This window comes from Pseudoalteromonas umbrosa (assembly GCF_030125375.1).
GTDB classification, from domain to species: Bacteria; Pseudomonadota; Gammaproteobacteria; order Enterobacterales; family Alteromonadaceae; genus Pseudoalteromonas; species Pseudoalteromonas umbrosa.
Genome location: NZ_JASJUU010000010.1, coordinates 127,086 through 142,791, shown reverse-complemented (window position 1 = coordinate 142,791; position 15,706 = coordinate 127,086). Strand labels below are relative to the sequence as shown.

Here is a 15,706-nt window from a genome sequence, read left to right as displayed (position 1 = left end):
CAGAGAAACCCTTAAAAAGGTAAGGAATTATTTATTTAAGGGGCAACGTATGAAGAAGTCATTAACATTATTAACCTTGCTTGCAGGCATGAGTGTGCAAGTACAAGCCAACCCATTGTTTGAAGAAAAAGAAGATGCAATCGAATACCGAAAAGCGGCATTTCAGCTCATCCGCTATCAAATTGGCGACATGGGTGACATGCTCAAAGGCAAAGTGCCTTTTAATGCAGAACGCTTTAAACAACGCGCTCACAATGCAGCACAGCTTTCGAGTATGCCTTGGGAAGCATTTATAGCAGGCTCAGATAAAGGAGACACCAGCGCGTTACCTGCGATCTGGAGCGATAGAAAAACATTCGATGAAAAATCCTCTAAGTTCGCGAAATACGCGCAAGAGCTCGCAGCGGCTTCAGAAACTGGAGATAAGAAGATAATTGCAAGTGCCTTTAGAAATTGGGCAAAAGGTTGTAAAGATTGTCACAAGTCATTTAAAGACTGATCGCCCAGCGTTTTGAAACGAATTAAAAAGGCGCAGCCTTATGCGCCATTTTTATTGCAAAGTTAATCGTCGAAAAAGTCAAAATCATCATCTCCTAAGTTTCGCCGCAATCTTTTTTGCTCGAGATAATCATCTAATTTTTTGCGTACTTTTTGTCGCTGCTGGTTCGCATCTTTCTCATTCAATGCTCCAAGTTCATCTTGATACTCATCATCCAATGGGTCATAGGAATATGTTTTACCCATGATATGCTCCTATCTTCATAAAATAGATCCACTTTTAAAACACGGATATTAGCTGACGCGTTATGGCTTCGGAGTCACTTTTAACCTCAGCATGCACACTCCGAATAGTATCTTATTTAGCTCGAAATAAGCCGCTTTGACAGTGAATGATTTTTATCGTCACGATGAAAAAAAGCAATCAAACTAAATATTAATAAAAATGGCTAAAACTTAGTTAAAATATTGACCAACCGCCTCACCTCACATTCAACAAAAAATAACAAGATTTTGATTTTATTGAATTTTAAAACTTGGCATTATCTTTGGTTACTCTTCTATGTCATCAACAACACAGAGTAAAACTATGAGAAATACGATTATATCTCTTGCGATTTTGTCTTCAGCTTCCGTCTATGCACACCATGACCATGACTTTTCTATTACCACTGACAATTGCCAAGTAGAGTTTCAAAACAATGTAAAAATAACACCTCAAGAAGTATATATAACGCACAGTGGCGATCAGCAGATGATGATCACGACAAACGGTACATTGCACATCAATAACAAAGCGATTTCTGTAACCCCTGAACAACAACAAGCGCTTGCGCTCTATGCTGAAACGTTGCGTGTCGAACTGCCAAAAGTCGCTGATGTAGCCTCTGAAGCTGTAAGCATCGCCAGTGTTGCACTTGATGAAGTCGCAACGGCCTTTAGCCTAGATAGCCTAGATAGTCTAGATGACTTATCTGGCCTATTAGATGAGCTCAACAGTGAGGTACACAATACTTTTTATCAAGAGGGTAGCTTTGTAATGGGGGAACAAGTAATGTCAAACTTCGGCGAAAAGTTCGAGCATGAATTCGAATCTCGTGTCGAAAGTGCAATTAAAAACGCTATGTTTGAGTCAATAGGGAGCTTACTTATGTCCATCGGCTCTGAAATGAAGCACGCGAATGGTGATTTCAACGCCTTTGAGCAACGGATGGAAAAATTAGGTGAGAGCATTGAACAGCGTGTTACTGTACAGGCTGAGCAACTAGAGTTGCGTGCAGAGTCACTGTGCCATCAATTTGAACAAATTGCGATACAAGAGGAAAGATTATCCCAATCTATACCTACCCTTTCTGGGTACACATTAATGCGATACTCAGTACAATAAAATTACCAACAGACTAAATGAGTGAGTCTTTACTTTGATTCACTCATTTTAATAATGGTCGATACAATCTCTCCTAACCGTTTTAAACCCACTTCATGTTTATCTTGCCAAGGTAAACCAAAGCTTAACCGAATGCAGTGTTGAAAGCGTTCAGTTGCACTAAATAACTGCCCTGGTGTTAGGCTGATCCCCTGCGCTATCGCTAAGTTGAATAACTCCCCTCCGTCCACACTTTTATCCAGTTCAATCCAGACAACACACCCGCCTTGGGGATCGCTTATTCTGGTATTTTCAGGAAAATAACGACGGATACAACACAGCATTTTTTGCTTGTTTTCTTGTAATCTCAGGCGCAACTTTTTGAGATGTCTATCGTATGCACCTGAAGTTAAATAATCAGCCAAAACCCATTGATTTATCAGTGAAGAGGAACAGCTTAATGCACGTTTAAAGCGCCTTGCCCTTTGCGCATACCCGGGTGCTAACATCCACCCAATACGATAACTCGGCGCGGCGGTTTTCGAAAATGAGTCACAGGTGATAACTTGTCTCGGCTGCGCGTAATACTGAATTGGTTTTGCACGATGTTTGGTAAAATGTAAATCACCATAAACATCGTCTTCAATTAAGGTGACGTTATTATCGACTAACATAGAAAGCAAACTCTGCTGACGATGCTCAGGCATAACACTGCCAATGGGGTTATTAATGCTAGTCGAACAAATACAGGCTTTTACTTCATGCTGAGTGAGTGCATGCGCCAAATCTTCAAGCCACAAACCATCATCAGGACAAACTGGAATTTCTAATGCGCGTAGCCCTAAGTTTTCGATAAGCTCAATGATACCAAAGTACCCTGGGGACTCAATAGCAACCACATCGCCCGGCTGTGTAACACATTGCAAGGCAATCGCCAACGCTTCTTGAGCACCATTAGTAATTACAATATCGTCAATAGAAACAGATAAACCCATACGTAAATACCGCTGTGCAATTTGCTGCTTGAGCTTTAATAACCCATCCATTGCACCATATTGAAGCATCTGATCACCTGCTTGCTTCAACACACTACGCATCATTTTTGCCAACACAGCCTCATCACTCATCGCTGTAACTGGGTTCGCAATACCAAATTTGGCTTCGTGCTGCCCGTGTATACCTTCATATACTTGTTCGATTAACGATTGCTTATTCACCTCTGTTGGTGTAGTTGCCAACTTGCAACGACGAGGTAGTGTCGTTTGTTCAACTTCAGATAAAAAATACCCCGACTTTTCTTTCGAGTAAATGCGCCCCTGACCTTCAAGATAATAATAAGCTTGCTTAACTGTGGGAATACTTACAGACAGCTGTTGCGCTAATTTTCGCAACGAAGGTAATTTATCACCCGGTTCGAGTATTTGCTGAGAAACCATATCATTGATGACTTCAATGACATGTTGATAAAGGAACTGACCGTTTTGCATGTACGCCCTGCCATCAAATCTGTATAGGTAAAAATTACATTTTTCTGTATCTATTATACACAGATTATCCGAGTAAACTGCTACCAGCTGCAATAATCAACTCACACAAGGACCAGCAATGAGAAATTGGCTGTTATACATCATGACCGTTCTTATTTGGGGCTCAACTTGGCTAGCCATTGAATTTCAACTAGGCCAAGTCAATGAGGTTGTCTCTCTTTTTTACCGCTTTGCTATTTCTGCAATATGCATGTGGGGATTTGTCCTTTGGAAAAAGCTGCCTATGCGATTCAATATTATCGACCACAGCTTTTTTATACTCCTCGCCATAGGTAATTTTGGCCTTAATTACTTATTGCTCTACTGGGCACAAGGTACTTTATCTTCCGCAATGGCCTCTATCGCTTTCTCGTTTATGTTGATCTTAAATATGATCAATACACGCATCTTTTTTGCAAAGCCAATCGCCTTTAAGAGTTATGTCGGCGCAGTTATTGGTGTATTAGGCATCGTCAGCCTATTTTGGCATGAGCTTGGCAGCACCGATTTATCAACAGCCACAATAACAGGGCTTGCATTGGCCTTATTAGGTACGTTTGCCGCATCACTGGGTAATATGGTTAGTATCCGTAATTCAAACCGTGAAATCGGCGTGTTGGAAGGCAATGCATGGGGCATGCTTTATAGTAGTCTATTACTAGGTACGTATACTGCATTCAGTCCACTGTCTTTTATAATCGAGGCGGATACCAGCTATTGGGTGTCTCTTTTTTACCTTGCCGTTTTTGGCACGGTCATCGCCTTTGCATGTTATTTTTCATTGCTCAAAAACATCGGGCCAGAACGCGCCAGTTACATCATAGTGTTATTTCCGATCGTTGCGGTGGTGCTCAGTACCTTGTTTGAAGGGTTTACTTGGCAGGTGAATACATTTATCGGCTTTGGCTTGATCTGCGCAGGTAACTTATTGGTGCTGTTGCCTAAAAAATTACTTGTTAAATACACACCATTTTCGACCGCTAAGCAATATCAAACGAATTAGGCACATTAAGTCTCAGTAACGCCGCATGCGTGGTTACCCTAGCAGGCGTTACTGCAATTAATTCACCATCCGCTTCAATTTTCGCCCCCTGTGAGCTTATTTCAAAACATTGACCACTGCTGACTTTCACCCAAGGCAGTCTAGTATGCAGACCTACCAACATCAGCGCAAAGCTTAATAATCGCTTCGGCAATGAGCACGCAGGTATCGCCAACATTTGCAATGCTCCACTGTCTAGTGCCGCGCTCGGCGTTGGTGTCAACCCAGCCGCAAAATGACGCCCATTGGCAAAAAGGCACATCATGACAGATTGCTTAACACCATCAATTTTCACATCCATGCCACCATAGGTCAGTAATTTTGCTATACCAAAAAAGGTATAGCTCATTGCACCAAAGCGTTTTTCGCCAGCCATAGACTCCACAACTTCAGCATTAAACCCAATACCAGCCATGTTAATAAAATAGCGCTGATCCACGCAGCCAACATCAACTTGACGGCTACACTCAGAAAATACCGCACTGCGCCACTGAGCTAATGAGTGCCCAAATGACCTTGCAAAGTCATTGCCTGTGCCACACGGTAATATCGCCATTCGCTTGTCTGGTGTAGAACGAGATACTTGCTCGCCATCAAATAACGCATTCACGACCATATTTAATGTGCCATCTCCCCCTAATACAGTAACTTGCTGATGATGCACCAACAACAATTTGACCTGTGCAACATCCTCTTCAAAACAGCCACATGTTGCGTACCATTGCAGATTTACTTGTCTCTGTATGGCCATTTTTTTTAACCATGTCTTGTGCGCCAACATTTTTTTTCCGCTATGCGGCCTATAAACAACTAACAATACAAAAACCTTAATATTTTTTATCTGAATAACTATTCAAACGATCGAAATTAAAACCGAAAAACCCAAATAAACCACAAAAAGCCATTGCATAAATATTCACTAGCTCAATATTAAATCTAAAAGGATAATTTATTCATTAATTTTTCTAATGCTTCATAGGCAATTTTTATCGTTTTAAATTCAACCAAATCGCATGCAAAATGGACAAGTAAATTATTAATCCGTCAACAACTTGGAGTAAAACTATGCTTAACTCAGCTGCTGCGTGCGGCCATACTCAGACCACTGAAAAATCAATAAGCCCAATTGCAACGAAGCCTCAGATCAAATGGATGGCTTGGTTTAGTAAAATTGGACGAGCGCTGAGCCTCAGCCACGTGGTTATGCATAAGTAAATTACAACTCCATCATTTTGATGATCAACTAATGTTGGTCATCAAGCTGAATTTTTGCGTCTATATTTTAGACACACCCTACCAGAAAGTATAAATTTCAGGCAAACAATTCAATAACTTCCCTTTTTTGTCTATTTTTTCAGCAAACGATTAAAAAACTATTTACAGCGACTCATTCCATCAGTATTATCGTTGCCCATGGAGAGATGGCTGAGTGGTTGAAAGCACCGGTCTTGAAAACCGGCATACGTTAATAGCGTATCTAGGGTTCAAATCCCTATCTCTCCGCCATATTTAAAGTTTTGCGCCGGAGAGGTGGCCGAGTGGCTGAAGGCGCTCCCCTGCTAAGGGAGTATAGGGTTTGTAGCCCTATCGAGGGTTCGAATCCCTCCCCCTCCGCCATTATCTTTGTAAAAGAACCGTCCATTGGACGGTTTTTTTATGTCTGAAATTTACTCCCCTATTTTCAAATCCATTTTCCATTCATTGATATTTGCGCTTCACAAACTGGTCAGATGTGTTATGAATATAAATACCAGTCGCAAACTTGATAACCCACATGCAGATCCACTTTATCGATGGCTATATTCAGCAAATTTATTTAGTTGAATATCCTGACAAATTACTCTTACTTGACGGCTGCACACGTGCTGATGTTGATCTTGTCTGTGACTTCATCAGTAACGTGCTGTTAAGATCATTGGGTGATCTGAAACTGATCGTCGTCACGCATATGCATCCTGATCATGCAGGCGGTGCCCATTTGCTCAAAAAGCGAACGAGCGCAAAAATCGCCACAGCGAAAGTTGATGGCCATTGGTATAGTGGCATCGATGGGATATTGATGCATTGGTCTGATATTTTCCTCGCACTGTGGGTTGCGGGGCGTAAAAACAAAGCGCGCAAAAACTTATGGTATAGCCGCAAGTTAAATGCTGATTACTACCTATCCGATAACGACTATCTACCTGAATTTCCTCAGTGGCAAGTGTTGCATACACCAGGTCATACAGATAGAGATCTTTCTCTTTATCATCATGACACACAACGCCTATACGTTGCTGATCTCTTAGTTAAAGTCAAAGGCCAGCTTGTTCCTCCGTATCCAGTCTTTTATCCAAACAGATATCGTAATTCTTTGCAGAGGATCAGGGAGATCAAACCAACTCACGTTATTTTAGCGCATCAAGGTGAGCTCCCATTCAGTGACATTAATTTTGATCACCTCGATCAACTGGCACCCAAAGTACCAGTCACACACTGGCGTTCAGTCAAAGCTAAAACCAAAAAAGCCCTTGGTTTTAAATGATTTTGATTTATGTCAGTGAGTTTATCACCTCAATGAATTGCTCAACTTCTGTGGCACTATTATATATATGCGGCGAAATACGCAGCCCATAACGCCTCGCATCAACAGCTATATTCTGCTCAGTTAAAGCATGTAAGCAAGTCTCGAGCTTACTGCCTGCATTCATAATCACGGTACCTGAACACTGCTCTGCATTTTTTGGCGAAGTGCACAGCTGCGGTAACGCCTGCCAGATCCGCGCTAATAATTGTAAATTGTGTGCTCGTATTCGCTCAATGCCAAACTCATTCAAAGCATCAATACTATTAGCGGCCATAATATAGGGAGCGATTGAAGGTGTTCCCCCCCAAAATCGCAGCGCAGTGTCATGCGCAGTAAAATTATGAATATCAAACTCAAATGGATTTTGGTGAGAAAACCAACCGACATCTTTAGGCGCGCACATGGCTAAAGATTCGTTAGACACCCAAAGAAACCCGGCACCGGGGCCACCACATAACCACTTTACACACGACCCAAGGACACAATCGGCTTGCCATAAAGACAAATCCACATTCAAAATACCCGCAGATTGCGCAATATCTACAATCACTTTACAGCCAAACTTTTTAGCCAGAGGGATAATGTCTGGCACTGGTGCTTGCTGACCGGTATTCGAATACACATGACTGACAAACACCAAATCATAATGCTGGTTTAAATGTGCCTGCCAAGTAGATAGAGCGCTCATATCTTCACCGGCAGGTATAAAGCACAATTCAACATCATCAAGTGCCTGTTGCAATACAAACCCCATACTCGGAAAATCATCTTCACTTAGCAAAACACGCACCCGCCTATTTTGTAGCGATGATTGACTCATGAGCCACTTTGTCAATCCACTGGACAAATTTGCTTGAGGACAAAAATTATCTGCATGGCTATTTAATAACTTTGCTAATGCCTGGTTAAACTGCATCACGCCTGCTAACCATTGCGCCCAAGGTTCACGATTTTGTTGCTGCCATGGATTAAAAAATTGTTCTGTAAAATGCGCTGGTGCTGTCTTTAACATACGCCCCACCGAGTGACTCAATAAATAAGTGCCCTCTGGCATAAAAAAATCATTAGCTTGCATGGTGAACCTCAGGTTTTATCAGTGACTGTCGCAATACCTTTAAGTCATCATGACGCGTATCCAGATCAGCACGTTTTGCAGCCGCTCTTTTATCTCGCAAGGTTTTGAGCTGGTCAAGTAGAACCTGTAACGGTGGGCCGCTGGCGGTTACTTTATCAAGATGTTGATTAGCTAAGTTTTTAGCAGGTCCGCAAATGTACTTTTCTACTAGTTGATTGTGATGTTGTATTGCCGTATCACCATGTAATTTGCACGCTTGCAGAAAGACTTTGAGCGCTTCTTGATACCAACTTTCATGACGATGTGATTGCGCAGCTAAAAATGCATCAAGTAAATTTGGTAAGCGCATGCACTCTTTTAATGTCGCCTGATCTTCGGGCATCATATACAGTAGCTTTTCTACTAAGATTTGGGCGTAATCAACATCATTGGCTTGGCATAGACCCAACATCATATCAATCACATTAATCCCTGCGAAATCACCGGCATTTGCACCGCGATATACCTCTTTCCCCACTCGATATGGCTTGTAATATGGCCTAACGACATAAAAAAATGAGGCCGTGTCTAATTGCTTAAATAAGGCTTGATTCGAATTAATCACATCCACCAGCGCACGCTTTACTTCTTCCAATAAAACCGGGGTCATGGGGTGTGAAATACCCAGCGGCTGCACTTTTAACAATGCCTCTGCAGCGCGTTTATATGCCAAAATTCCGCGTGTATTGTAATCAATAAAGAGCTTTTCAGCCGGATCGCTGGTAAACCGCTTGTATGTCCCGTTAACTGCAGTATTGTGTGTTGTTAAATGTGCTGTTGCAAATCTTGGTGTAACACCAATAGATGAACCAATATGCATTGATAATGCAGATGCCTCTTTCAATGGAGATTGTCGCTCTTTACTTGGCTCTGTCAACTCATGTCTACGACATGCAGCCATATATAAGCCAACATTACCTAGTAGATCAAATGCATTATCAAACCCTTCATCGGTATTCCCCTCTTTGAGTAGCGCCTCAATATATTTCTGCCCTTGTAACAGTAATTGCTGCTTTATCTCTTCACCCACACCAACTACATTCGCCGGATCAGCTTGCTCACGGTACATCCCTTCTAACCTATCGTTGAGCATGACAAACTCATTTCTTATCCAGTGATCAAACTCTTTTGTTCTTTTTGTCATTGTTAAAAATCCTGAAAATTGCATTAGTGACAGGCTAGCAAAACACCAGAAGCAATATTTGCCAATTATTTATTAATCATTAAACTCAATTAGAGGAATACCTACTTTAAATGAAAAAAAATAGCAGAATTAACCAATATGGCCGACATTGATAACAAAGATAGGATTTTACTTAGCGCATTACAGCAAAATGCGCGGCTGAGTAACGCGGCGCTTGCCGAGCAAGCTAGCCTATCCGATACACCGTGCTTACGCCGAGTTAAAAAACTACAACAAGATGGTGTCATTTTGGGGTATCATGCCGATATATCACCTCCAGCTGTCGGCTACTCTGTTCTTGTTTATGCATTTATTCGTTTAACCAAAAACTCAGTCAAAGCAGCCGAAAGTTTCGAAAAGCATGTTGACGCACTGCAGCAAATCAGAAGTTGCTCCGTAGTGTCAGGCAGTCACGACTACTTACTGGAGATCATTGCTGAGGACTTACCCAGTTATGAACACTTTGTTAAACACAGCCTCGCATCTTTAGATTTTATTGCAGCTGTTGAATCAACCATTGTGTTGAAGCAAACCTTCAATAAACGCGGAGTTCCACTATGAGTTTTAAAGGCATTTAGTTTATGCACATTCAGTTCCGCTCGTCATTGCATCATGCACTCGCCTATATTGGGTTAGCGCTAAGCTACTTTGGCTTTGGAAAACTCTTCACTCTCATCGCATTTGAAGATCAGGTGCTGCCGATTTGGCTTCCAGCAGGTATTGCCCTTGTTGGCTGCTTTTTATGGGGATGGCGCTTTGCACCTGCAATATTTTTCGCTTCAGTATTATTTAATTGGACCACCTACTTTGGGCTACAAACCCATATCAATCACTACAGCGATATTGTCCAAGTAACGGTGGTTGCCTCTGGCGCTGTCATACAGGGCTTATTGGGCGGATATTTAATGCGGTTATGGCTTGGCGACCCTTTATTAATGCGCTCAAGAAAGAACATAGCTTACTATGTATTGCTGGTTGGCATACTTGCCAATGTCACGTCAGCCAATATTGGTATGCTCGCTTTAAGCCTATTTAACCCTCAATATGCCTTTTCACAGCACTGGCAAAACGTCATTGCTTGGTGGCTAGGGGACAGCCTTGGCATTTTAATTTTTACCCCTTTATTGCTCATGCTGCTGAATATTACGGTGTTTAAGCCACGCGGTTACCAGCACAAGCGCATCATGTTAGCAACCTGCTCGATCCTGTTTCTGTCGGTCACAGCCACCACGTATTTATCTAATCAAGCTAACTTAAAAGCAGCGCAAAGAGAGGCACAGCGCGAAGTCGATATTATCGAAAATGTCGTACTAAGGCATGTCAATCTCAGTATGCTTGCGGTACAAGGGGTCGCTGCTAAATTGCAGTCTCAGCCCCAATTTAGCCAAGATAAATTTATGCAAATAGCCCAACAGCAAAGGGAACGCTATCCCTTTTTATTTGCTGTTTCTTGGGGGCAACGCATTGCGCAGTCAGACGCATATACCTTACAAGCAGAGCTGGATGCACTGTACCGAAAGGAAGTTTTATTGCATGGTCCACCACTCAATAGTAATGACCCCATGGTCGTGGTGAAATATGTCTCTCCACAGGCAGAAAACTTTGCCTCGCTCGGTTTTAATATTTACTCGCGAGCCAATCGCAAAGCCGCGTTAGAAGACCCTGAAATTATTCTTCAGCCCAGAGCAACCAATGTGGTTAAGCTGGTACAAACACAACCAGCTAAACCTGCCTATGTGCTTTTTTCGCCAGTATTTCATCAAAACGATACGACGCAGCAAACACTCAATGCAGATATTGTGGGTTACGCCATCGGCGTGGTGCAAACTGATGTCTTACTCACCTCAGTGCTCAAAATGACATTGGCGAATAACTACGACCTCGCCTTTTATGATGGCAACAGTGAAAAACCTTTTTTCAGCAACTATGATACTGCCCAAAAGCCTTATCATGCTGATACCCATTACAGCACTCAAATTCGCTTTGCGGGCCAAACATGGCGCTTAACTTTGGCAATTAAAGACAGCTATATAAGTCACTTAAATCATCAGCAAACGATTTGGCTATTGACCCTGCAACTGTGTATTTGTGCGCTCATCACCTTTATCGTGTTGCTCTACAATTACCAAAATATCGCCCTCAACCACTTGGTCGCAGAGCGCACTGAATCGCTTAATATTGCCCTGCAGGATGCACAGCAAGCAAACCAAGCAAAGAGTCGCTTTCTTGCCAATATGAGCCATGAAATCCGTACACCACTCAATGCGGTGATCGGCTTTGCCTCTTTGACTCAAACCTCACACTCTCTCGATGTCGTAAAAAAATATATCGAGCACATCAATATGTCCGCCAAGACATTACTGGGCCTTGTAAACGACATACTCGATATCACCAAAATTGAATCGAATAAATTGCACATAGAGCAATATGACTTTGACCTACAAAAATTACTTGCCCATATGGATAACCTATTCTCTTCCAGCGCTAAAGAAAAGGGCTTAAGTTGGCGGTTGTACAGTAACGTTGACCATGCCGTTTGGCTTAAAGGTGATGAGCTGAGAATAGAGCAGGTGTTGATAAACTTGTGTAGTAACGCGATTAAATTTACCCAGCACGGTCAAGTTAGTTTGCACTGTGAAGTGATAGAAAGCGATGCTGATTATCGAGTCCAGTTCAGCGTGTCAGACACTGGCATAGGTATTCAAGCCGCAAAAATAGAACATATTTTCTCTCCGTTTGTGCAAGCGGATGATTCAACCTCACGACGTTTTGGCGGCACGGGATTGGGCTTAGCTATCAGCAAGGAGCTATCGGATAGAATGGGCGGTAGTTTGCATGTCGAAAGCCAAATAGATGTTGGCAGTCACTTTCACTTTGCTATCCGCTGTCCATTTGGTGAAGCAACCAGTGTCTCACGCCCGCAATTCGATGAATCTCAGATTGCCAAACTCCACGTTTTGGTGGCAGAGGACAACCCTGTCAATCAAATCGTGATCAGATCCATGTTAGACTCTTTTGGCGTGAAATATGAATTAGTCGCCAATGGTCAACAAGCCATTGCGACCGTCCAACAAGGCAAGTTTGACCTAGTACTGATGGACTGCCAAATGCCGATATTAGATGGTTATCAGGCCACGTCGACACTGCGTCAGCAATACGATCAAAAAGCCTTGCCCATTGTGGCGCTCACCGCAGATGTCATGCCTGAAGACAAAGCTTATGCCTTGGCCATTGGTTTTAACAGCCATCTTGCAAAACCGCTTGATCGCGATAAGCTAGGAGCATGTCTGGCTCATTATGCTCAAATATGCTCAAAAAATTCATCGGCTTAATCTCAACACTGTGGGCAGTTAGCGCCTTTGCACACGACTGCACAACACTGCCCACAGATCATCAACAGTACGTAAAAGGCATACAAATTGGCGAATACCGCCATGCGAATAACATAGGTCCCGCCGCCGTTACGCTAACAGAAAATATGGCTTACGCTGAATATATCGATGCCGCCAAGGCCCTAATATTAAAGCGCAACAAACGGGCAACACTTCCCTGTCCACTGCCGACTGCTGTGCCTGTACAAGCGAAGCAAACTCAAGTCATTGATCACATCGCCCCTTATCAACTTTTACATCACAACCAAGACAAAGGCATTTTACTGATCCATGGCTTAACCGATTCACCTTATATTTTTAATACCATTGCACCAGATTTATATCGCCAAGGCTTTAATGTCAGAACCTTACTGTTACCAGGCCATGGTACGGCAGCAGATGATTTAAGGCGTGTGTCCAATCGCGATTGGCAGCGTCATGTCAGTTACGCCATTGAGCGTACCAGCAAGGATTTCAAGCACTTTGCCATTATCGGCTTCTCTACCGGTGCGGCATTAGCGACCCTCGAGATCGAAAAGCGCACACCATCTAATCTCAAAGCGTTAGCATTGGTTGCCCCTGCCACAGAGTCTCATAACAAAAACAGCTGGATGGCACAGTGGGTTGATTGGCTGCCGCTGATGAATTGGCTTGATGAAGATGCCGATCTCGATTTTGCCAAATATGAGTCTTTTCCCCTTGCAGCAGCAGCCTTAGTACATAATGTTATGGTTGATATGATGCAGAGTAACGTGCCAACTGATCTGCCTATCTTAACCATAATGAGCGATGTTGATGCCACCATAAACAGCCAAGCCACACTGAACTTGCTAACGCGATGGGCCAAAACACACCGCGCCCCCTTGGCATTGCGACTCTATGCAAATAACCCCATAGAGCTTGACCAACGTATAGCACTCACTCGCATTGATAAACTAGACAAGGTCATTGATATGTCGCACGTTGGTTTGCTGATACCACAACATCACCCCTACTATGGCGAGCAGGGCGCGTATCGCCACTGCGGCAGCTACTTTGCCGATGAAGCCGCCTACCAAGCATGTAAATCTGCACAGCAAATTACCTTTGGCGAACACCACAGCACCAATAAAGCGGCACACACGCCACTTGCCAGAGTTACCTTTAATCCTGACTACGCAGGTTTGGTTAAACAACTTAGTGAGTTCTTAAATCATCATGTCCATTAAGCCGTATCGTCATCAATTTGTGACCAGCATCAGTGCCGTAGAGCAATCGCATTGGCAGCGTTTAGCAGGTGATAGTTTATTTACCAGCTATGCGTGGTTATCAGCCCTTGAACTCAGTGGCAGTGTGAGACGCGAAACAGGCTGGCAGCCTTATCACTTGGTGATATACCAGCAAGACACCGCGCACCCAGTCGCCATTTTGCCTGGATATATTAAAAGCCACTCATACGGGGAATATGTATTTGATTGGGCATGGGCAGAAGCCTATGAGCGACACAACCTAGATTACTACCCCAAATGGTTATCTGGTGTGCCGTTTACGCCAGTAGTCGGCGCGCGGCTTTTATGTGAAGCCCCCACAGAGACACTGTATCAATTCATTCAATCTGTTCTCGATGACGAAGCGGCGCAACAAGCTTGGTCTGGCTGGCATGTCAATTTCCCGCGCCAAGAAGAAGCTTGGCCCAGTGCGCAGTTACTTGAACGCCATGGTGTGCAATTCCATTGGCATAATCAAGGTTATACGAATTTTGATGCCTTTTTAGCGACGATGAAAGCGCGTAAGCGCAAAATGATAAATAAAGAACGCGACAAGGTTAATAGCTCAGATCTGTCCATTGTCTGGCTGGATGCATCGCACATTGATAAAAATATCATAGATCTTTTTTATCAATGTTACTGTCAGACCTATCGTAAACGTTCAGGACACAATGGCTATTTAACTCGCGCATTTTTTGAGCTGCTATTTAATGCCATCCCAGAGCAAGTAAAGCTCTGCTGCGCCTATCGAAAACACGACCAATCCAATGTACAGGAATTGATTGCTGCCAGCTTATATCTACAAGATAAAGACACGCTATATGGAAGGTACTGGGGTGCACTGGAAGATAGTGAGCACTTACACTTTGAACTCTGCTACTATCAAGGGATCAACTATGCCATTACGCACAAATTAGCGCGTTTTGATGCTGGCGCACAAGGGGAGCACAAACTACTAAGGGGATTTGAGCCCGTGTTTACGCGCTCGTATCACACCATCTGCCACCCTTTATTTAGCCAAGCGATAGGCGACTTTATCAATACTGAGCGCAGCCAAATTGCTCATTATGCACGCCAGTGCACAACATTACTGCCGTTTAAAACACAGTAGTCGGTTATTGGCTGGCATGGCATGATCAGCCACTAACTTAAGGCCCGCTGCTGTCGCGAGGGTCATGATCCATTCAATATCACGGATCCCACTGTCAGGGTCGCGAGACTTTAAAAGTGCATCAAACTGGGCATTACTTTGCGACGTAAATACGCCTTGATAATTAAACGGGCCATAAATTATCACTTTCCCGTCAGTATCGAGGTGACGCTCAACACCTGTAAAAAAGCGCTCTACCAGCGCTTTAGAAACGATGTGCAAAGTGTTGGCCGTATAAATCACAGGCACCTTTGCCACAGGCCATTGCTGGTTTAAATCCAACGCTAATGGAAGGCGCAAATTATCCAACGCAGCCTCTTCACACCAACTGATAATCCCTTCATGATTGCAAGGCAAGTCAGCGGTTTGCCAAATCACATGGGGGAGTACTTTGGCAAAGTGCACCGCATGCTGGCCAGTCCCAGAGCCCACTTCCAATACACTCTGCGCCTCACCGATGAAGGGCGCCAAATGGGCTAAAATTGGCCCCTTATTATTTTCACACGCTTGAGAGAATGGCTTTGTCATTTTGCACCTAAATAGACCACTTACGCGCCGAGTTGGCGCAATGTGATTCCCATTTTGCAACGAGTTATTCTCAATGTCTATTTACTGTGCTGATAAATATAGATAAAAAAATTTT

At 43.3% G+C, this 15,706-nt stretch carries 15 protein-coding genes, 2 tRNA genes and 1 pseudogene; 11 read left to right on the top strand and 7 right to left on the bottom strand.

What is annotated here, in order from left to right; all coding sequences use genetic code 11:
* The first annotated feature begins 49 nt into the window (after positions 1 to 49).
* The gene (locus QNM16_RS24610) at positions 50 to 499 is read left to right on the top strand and encodes a c-type cytochrome (protein ID WP_284022868.1); all 450 of its coding nucleotides are present in this window, start codon (positions 50 to 52) and stop codon (positions 497 to 499) included.
* Positions 500 to 561: 62 nt separating this feature from the next.
* On the opposite strand, the gene QNM16_RS24605 is transcribed toward QNM16_RS24610, so the two are convergent.
* On the bottom strand, positions 562 to 744 hold the full coding sequence (locus tag QNM16_RS24605) for a PA3496 family putative envelope integrity protein (RefSeq protein WP_284022867.1): 183 nt from the start codon (positions 742 to 744) through the stop codon (positions 562 to 564).
* 343 nt (positions 745 to 1,087) lie between these two features.
* Here QNM16_RS24605 and QNM16_RS24600 point away from each other — a divergent pair, with 343 nt between their 5' ends.
* Entirely contained in the window at positions 1,088 to 1,885 is a 798-nt protein-coding gene (locus tag QNM16_RS24600; RefSeq protein WP_284022866.1) for a DUF2884 family protein, read from the top strand.
* Between the two features lie 29 nt (positions 1,886 to 1,914).
* Here QNM16_RS24600 and QNM16_RS24595 read toward each other — a convergent pair whose 3' ends face one another.
* Positions 1,915 to 2,964 (bottom strand): aminotransferase-like domain-containing protein, encoded by a 1,050-nt coding sequence (locus QNM16_RS24595; RefSeq protein WP_465251041.1) that lies wholly within the window; start codon positions 2,962 to 2,964, stop codon positions 1,915 to 1,917.
* 192 nt (positions 2,965 to 3,156) lie between these two features.
* Positions 3,157 to 3,321: pseudogene (locus QNM16_RS26490) on the bottom strand (GntR family transcriptional regulator); the annotation flags it as partial.
* Here QNM16_RS26490 and QNM16_RS26485 point away from each other — a divergent pair.
* Both QNM16_RS26485 and QNM16_RS24590 read left to right on the top strand, forming a co-directional pair.
* Entirely contained in the window at positions 3,286 to 3,378 is a 93-nt protein-coding gene (locus tag QNM16_RS26485; RefSeq protein WP_465251040.1) for a hypothetical protein, read from the top strand. The pseudogene QNM16_RS26490 and the gene QNM16_RS26485 sit on opposite strands and share 36 nt — an antisense overlap.
* Positions 3,379 to 3,469: 91 nt before the next feature.
* Entirely contained in the window at positions 3,470 to 4,393 is a 924-nt protein-coding gene (locus QNM16_RS24590) for a DMT family transporter (protein WP_284022864.1), read from the top strand.
* Here the strand turns inward: QNM16_RS24590 and QNM16_RS24585 are convergent.
* A complete protein-coding gene (locus tag QNM16_RS24585) occupies positions 4,371 to 5,249 on the bottom strand; it encodes a diacylglycerol/lipid kinase family protein (protein ID WP_284022863.1) in 879 nt (292 codons plus the stop codon). The two genes, QNM16_RS24590 and QNM16_RS24585, sit on opposite strands and share 23 nt — an antisense overlap.
* Positions 5,250 to 5,847: 598 nt before the next feature.
* Here QNM16_RS24585 and QNM16_RS24580 point away from each other — a divergent pair.
* From QNM16_RS24580 to QNM16_RS24570, 3 genes are all read left to right on the top strand, one after another.
* A tRNA-Ser gene (locus tag QNM16_RS24580) sits at positions 5,848 to 5,938 on the top strand.
* Positions 5,939 to 5,956: 18 nt separating this feature from the next.
* Positions 5,957 to 6,049: transfer RNA gene (locus QNM16_RS24575), tRNA-Ser, on the top strand.
* A gap of 157 nt (positions 6,050 to 6,206) precedes the next feature.
* Complete coding sequence (locus QNM16_RS24570) at positions 6,207 to 6,956, top strand: MBL fold metallo-hydrolase (RefSeq protein ID WP_284022862.1); 750 nt, start codon at positions 6,207 to 6,209, stop codon at positions 6,954 to 6,956.
* A gap of 7 nt (positions 6,957 to 6,963) precedes the next feature.
* Here QNM16_RS24570 and QNM16_RS24565 read toward each other — a convergent pair whose 3' ends face one another.
* Together QNM16_RS24565 and QNM16_RS24560 are read right to left on the bottom strand one after the other, a co-directional pair.
* Complete coding sequence (locus QNM16_RS24565; protein WP_284022861.1) at positions 6,964 to 8,073, bottom strand: aminotransferase class V-fold PLP-dependent enzyme; 1,110 nt, start codon at positions 8,071 to 8,073, stop codon at positions 6,964 to 6,966.
* Positions 8,063 to 9,256: a PrnB family protein gene (locus QNM16_RS24560; protein WP_284022860.1), complete on the bottom strand. Its 1,194-nt coding sequence runs from the start codon at positions 9,254 to 9,256 to the stop codon at positions 8,063 to 8,065. Before QNM16_RS24560 ends, QNM16_RS24565 begins: the two co-directional genes overlap by 11 nt.
* Before the next feature lie 138 nt (positions 9,257 to 9,394).
* Between QNM16_RS24560 and QNM16_RS24555 the strand changes: the two genes are divergently transcribed.
* From QNM16_RS24555 to QNM16_RS24540, 4 genes are read left to right on the top strand one after another with little or no spacing between them, the layout of a single operon-like run.
* Positions 9,395 to 9,856 (top strand): Lrp/AsnC family transcriptional regulator, encoded by a 462-nt coding sequence (locus tag QNM16_RS24555; RefSeq protein ID WP_284022859.1) that lies wholly within the window; start codon positions 9,395 to 9,397, stop codon positions 9,854 to 9,856.
* A 20-nt stretch (positions 9,857 to 9,876) separates the two neighbouring features.
* Positions 9,877 to 12,627, top strand: coding sequence for an ATP-binding protein (locus tag QNM16_RS24550; RefSeq protein WP_284022858.1), 2,751 nt, complete (start codon positions 9,877 to 9,879; stop codon positions 12,625 to 12,627).
* Positions 12,603 to 13,874: an alpha/beta hydrolase gene (locus QNM16_RS24545; protein WP_284022857.1), complete on the top strand. Its 1,272-nt coding sequence runs from the start codon at positions 12,603 to 12,605 to the stop codon at positions 13,872 to 13,874. The genes QNM16_RS24550 and QNM16_RS24545 overlap by 25 nt, the downstream gene beginning before the upstream one ends.
* Positions 13,870 to 15,024, top strand: a complete 1,155-nt coding sequence (locus QNM16_RS24540) for a GNAT family N-acetyltransferase (RefSeq protein ID WP_284022911.1) — start codon at positions 13,870 to 13,872, stop codon at positions 15,022 to 15,024. The genes QNM16_RS24545 and QNM16_RS24540 overlap by 5 nt, the downstream gene beginning before the upstream one ends.
* On the opposite strand, the gene QNM16_RS24535 is transcribed toward QNM16_RS24540, so the two are convergent.
* Entirely contained in the window at positions 15,001 to 15,591 is a 591-nt protein-coding gene (locus QNM16_RS24535; RefSeq protein ID WP_284022856.1) for a DUF938 domain-containing protein, read from the bottom strand. The genes QNM16_RS24540 and QNM16_RS24535 overlap by 24 nt on opposite strands.
* Positions 15,592 to 15,706 lie beyond the last annotated feature (115 nt).

Bases quoted from the DNA above. Each gene is read 5' to 3' on its own strand.
- QNM16_RS24610 (WP_284022868.1), top strand. From the start codon at position 50: ATGAAGAAGTCATTAACATTATTAACCTTGCTTGCAGGCATGAGTGTG.
- QNM16_RS24605 (WP_284022867.1), bottom strand. From the start codon at position 744: ATGGGTAAAACATATTCCTATGACCCATTGGATGATGAGTATCAAGAT.
- QNM16_RS24600 (WP_284022866.1), top strand. From the start codon at position 1,088: ATGAGAAATACGATTATATCTCTTGCGATTTTGTCTTCAGCTTCCGTC.
- QNM16_RS24595 (WP_465251041.1), bottom strand. From the start codon at position 2,964: ATGATGCGTAGTGTGTTGAAGCAAGCAGGTGATCAGATGCTTCAATAT.
- QNM16_RS24590 (WP_284022864.1), top strand. From the start codon at position 3,470: ATGAGAAATTGGCTGTTATACATCATGACCGTTCTTATTTGGGGCTCA.
- QNM16_RS24570 (WP_284022862.1), top strand. From the start codon at position 6,207: ATGCAGATCCACTTTATCGATGGCTATATTCAGCAAATTTATTTAGTT.
- QNM16_RS24565 (WP_284022861.1), bottom strand. From the start codon at position 8,073: ATGCAAGCTAATGATTTTTTTATGCCAGAGGGCACTTATTTATTGAGT.
- QNM16_RS24560 (WP_284022860.1), bottom strand. From the start codon at position 9,256: ATGACAAAAAGAACAAAAGAGTTTGATCACTGGATAAGAAATGAGTTT.
- QNM16_RS24555 (WP_284022859.1), top strand. From the start codon at position 9,395: ATGGCCGACATTGATAACAAAGATAGGATTTTACTTAGCGCATTACAG.
- QNM16_RS24550 (WP_284022858.1), top strand. From the start codon at position 9,877: ATGCACATTCAGTTCCGCTCGTCATTGCATCATGCACTCGCCTATATT.
- QNM16_RS24545 (WP_284022857.1), top strand. From the start codon at position 12,603: ATGCTCAAAAAATTCATCGGCTTAATCTCAACACTGTGGGCAGTTAGC.
- QNM16_RS24535 (WP_284022856.1), bottom strand. From the start codon at position 15,591: ATGACAAAGCCATTCTCTCAAGCGTGTGAAAATAATAAGGGGCCAATT.